The organism is Ignavibacteria bacterium (assembly GCA_016873845.1).
Taxonomy (GTDB): Bacteria; Bacteroidota; Ignavibacteria; order Ch128b; family Ch128b; genus JAHJVF01.
The window spans coordinates 1-3,308 of sequence record VGVX01000130.1; the positions used below are offsets into that span (position 1 = coordinate 1).

Sequence of the window (3,308 nt, forward strand, 5' to 3'; positions counted from 1 at the left end):
ATCAATATCTGAACTGCGTCCAAAACCTGAAATTTGAATTTTCGAGTAGAAATTATTCTGATACGGATATTCGTTCATTAACCGAAAAATAAAAGTCAATGTGTCGTTAAAATATTTATTGGTTATATCTTCTCTACAAATTGGACAAAGGTCAACGTCGTAAATTAATAGCTTAACAGAATCGGAAGGTGTTATAATTATCTTCAAAGTATCTAATAAGTGATTTGGATACCTTCCATATAAATAAAAATATTTATTAAACAAATGATTTGAAAAAATTACTCGATAGCCATAGGGATTATGAGTCGTGATTGAATCAAGTATTAAATTTACATTTGAAATATTTTTTATCCAGCAGCTCGCTGAATCAATCAACGACAATACATACAAACTATCTTTTGTAAAGATAACTTCATCCTGATAACCAAGAAAATTTCCACCGTAATTGATACCATTAATTCTTACACCTTGCATAATAGTCCATAAACCAGATGTTAATTTTCCGAAAAGCTTGGAGTAATACTCATAAAGAGGAATAACATTCGACGTATCGCCAGTATGAATATCTATTGTTACATTTTTAAGAGAATAAATTGTATCATCAAAAGTGAAGGTTTGCGTTTTTTTTATGCTGTCAATAAACTGAAGATGAGTTCTATTCCCAATTGTATCCTTGCGAAGAATTTTTCCAACTTTCCAATTAAAGTTGAAAGACAATGAATCATTCCCATTTGCCAACCTTATGTAGTGAATGCTGTCGCCGACGATTCTTTCATACGAATAAGTATAAGATGGAGAACCAGCGTATATCGTTTTTAGCCTAATGTAGGACTTTCCATCAAACTCTGAGTACCCAACAACTTCCTTTTTCCGATAAATTCCCCCTTCATACCAATACTGTGCGGCATTGCCCGGTTTTAGCAGCAGTGTTTGCCCGTTTGCGGCAATTGAAACAAGAAGCACAAATGAGATAATTGCGTTTTTCATTTTACACTCCCGATAAAATTTCAATTTCTAATTAGAAAATTTTATTCCAAATATCAAGTGTAATTTTAACAAGCTGCTTTCTGCAGCCGGTTCATCAAAGCCAGCCCGATGCCTTTCTCCTCAACTTTTTGGCAGAAGATAAATTCTATTCCGGATTCATCACAGTATCGGAAGAATGCGAAGAGCTTGTGTGCATAATCGTTCAATGAACTAACAACTTTTGATTTCCTTGCAGATGAAATCTTTTCAAATCCAATAAAAGCAAAATTTTTTGAAGAATATTTCGATAAAATCTTTAATACATCTTCTTTGCCTTCGACCAATACAACTTTCGCTTTGGGAGAATAATGCTTGTACTTCATACCAGGGGATTTTACTATTCCGTTTTGTACAGGTGATAAAATTTTCACACTTGGGAATATCTTTTTTAAATCATCAATTGAAACACATCCGGGACGCAAGATTACCGGAATAAAAGAGGTGCAATCAACGACTGTCGATTCAATCCCGACTTTGCATTTTGGTCCTTTCAAAATGCAAGGAATTTTTCCGTTCAAATCATTGTAAACATGCATCCAGGAAGTTGGGCTCGGTGAACCCGAAATATTTGCCGATGGAGCAGCAATTGGAACGCCGCAAGCATCTATAAATCTTTTTGTGATATCAAGATTTGGCATTCGGATGGCAATTGTGTCGAGTCTCGCTGTAACATAATTGGAAATGATTTCGTTTTTTTTCAAAACAATTGTAATCGGTCCTGGAAAAAAGTTTCGGATAATTTTTTCTGCAATAAGTGTGATCTTATCCGCTAACTGCTCGATCTGTTCATAAGCCGAAACATGAACAATCAAAGGATTGTCTGGTGGACGCTTTTTCACTTTGAAGATTTTCTTTACTGCATTTTCATCGAATACGTTTGCACCAAGACCATAAACGGTTTCGGTCGGCATTCCGACTAATTCGCCCCTTTTTACAAATGATGCGGCGGTTTTTATTGAGCTTGTTACAACAGTTTTCATTTTGTTTTATCTTCACTACGAAAATATTAAATTGAATTGAAAATTGAGAATGGAGAATTGAGAATAGAGATTTTGCCCGCCGCAGCTCACTAGCCCCTTATTCTTAGGTCGTGTGCAGAGCGGTGGATAAATGGAAATTTAGAATTAAATGAAAAAAAGAATTCGAATTAAAGAAATAAAAAATTTGCCATCATACTGCGATTATTCATGCAAATATGCAGAATTCTCCGATCCAACTGCAATCGGCGCCTGCAGAAAAGAGCTTGCCGTTTGGTGCACAGTCTTAAAAAAGTACAATAATAAAAATGCGAAATGCCTCATAAAATTGACAATGGACGATTGAAAATGGAAAATGAAAAAATCAAAACATCATTGGAAAATTGGGAAGAAAAAGTTTTAAGTCCCTTCATAGCAAAAAACTCCGAAGGATCCTTCGGAAAAGAGCAGAAAGAAAAGTTTGTAACTACTTCGAATAAAGAAGTAAATCGGCTTTACACTCCGCTCGATTTTTCATCGGAGGATTGTATTGAGAAGATTGGATTCCCTGGACAATACCCATTTACACGCGGTGTTCAGCCGACAATGTATCGCGGGAAATTTTGGACGATGCGTCAATATGCAGGTTTCGGTACTGCAAAAGAATCCAACGAACGATATAGATTTCTTCTTACACAAGGAACTACGGGACTTTCAGTTGCTTTCGATCTGCCGACACAAATCGGTTACGATTCAGACGATCCGCAGGCTGAAGGGGAAGTCGGAAAAGTTGGAGTTGCAATCGACACACTTGCCGATATGGAAATTCTCTTCAAAGAAATCCCATTGGATAAAGTATCAACGTCAATGACTATTAACGCACCTGCATCTGTTATGCTTGCACTTTACATCGCAGTTGCTGAGAAAAATGACATTGAGCGAAGTAAACTCTCCGGTACTGTTCAAAACGATATTCTCAAAGAATACATTGCACGTGGCACTTACATATTCCCGCCAAAACCTTCTATGCGATTGATCACAAATGTTTTTGAATTCTGCTCAAAGGAAATTCCGAAATGGAATACGATTTCAATTTCTGGTTATCACATTCGCGAAGCTGGTTCGACTGCGGCTCAAGAGATCGGATTCACACTTGCAAACGGAATCGCTTATGTTAAAGCTGCACTCAAATCCGGACTGAATGTCGATGAATTTGCCAAGCGGCTCTCCTTCTTTTTCAACTCGCACAATGATTTATTTGAAGAAGCCGCGAAGTTCCGTGCTGCACGAAGACTTTGGGCAAAGATCATGAAAGAACGTTTCAAA

At 36.8% G+C, this 3,308-nt stretch carries 4 protein-coding genes; 2 read left to right on the plus strand and 2 right to left on the minus strand.

Features of this window, described 5'->3' with window-relative positions; genetic code table 11:
- Positions 1-987 (minus strand): hypothetical protein (locus FJ213_13115; GenBank protein MBM4177091.1); only part of this gene is annotated, 987 nt, incomplete at its 3' end.
- A gap of 65 nt (positions 988-1,052) precedes the next feature.
- Positions 1,053-2,006, minus strand: a complete 954-nt coding sequence (locus FJ213_13120; protein ID MBM4177092.1) for a threonylcarbamoyl-AMP synthase — start codon at positions 2,004-2,006, stop codon at positions 1,053-1,055.
- 148 nt (positions 2,007-2,154) lie between these two features.
- On the opposite strand from FJ213_13120, the gene FJ213_13125 reads away from it, so the two are divergent.
- Together FJ213_13125 and FJ213_13130 are read left to right on the plus strand one after the other, a co-directional pair.
- Complete coding sequence (locus FJ213_13125) at positions 2,155-2,349, plus strand: hypothetical protein (protein ID MBM4177093.1); 195 nt, start codon at positions 2,155-2,157, stop codon at positions 2,347-2,349.
- Positions 2,319-3,308 (plus strand): methylmalonyl-CoA mutase (locus tag FJ213_13130; protein ID MBM4177094.1); only part of this gene is annotated, 990 nt, incomplete at its 3' end. The genes FJ213_13125 and FJ213_13130, both read left to right, overlap by 31 nt.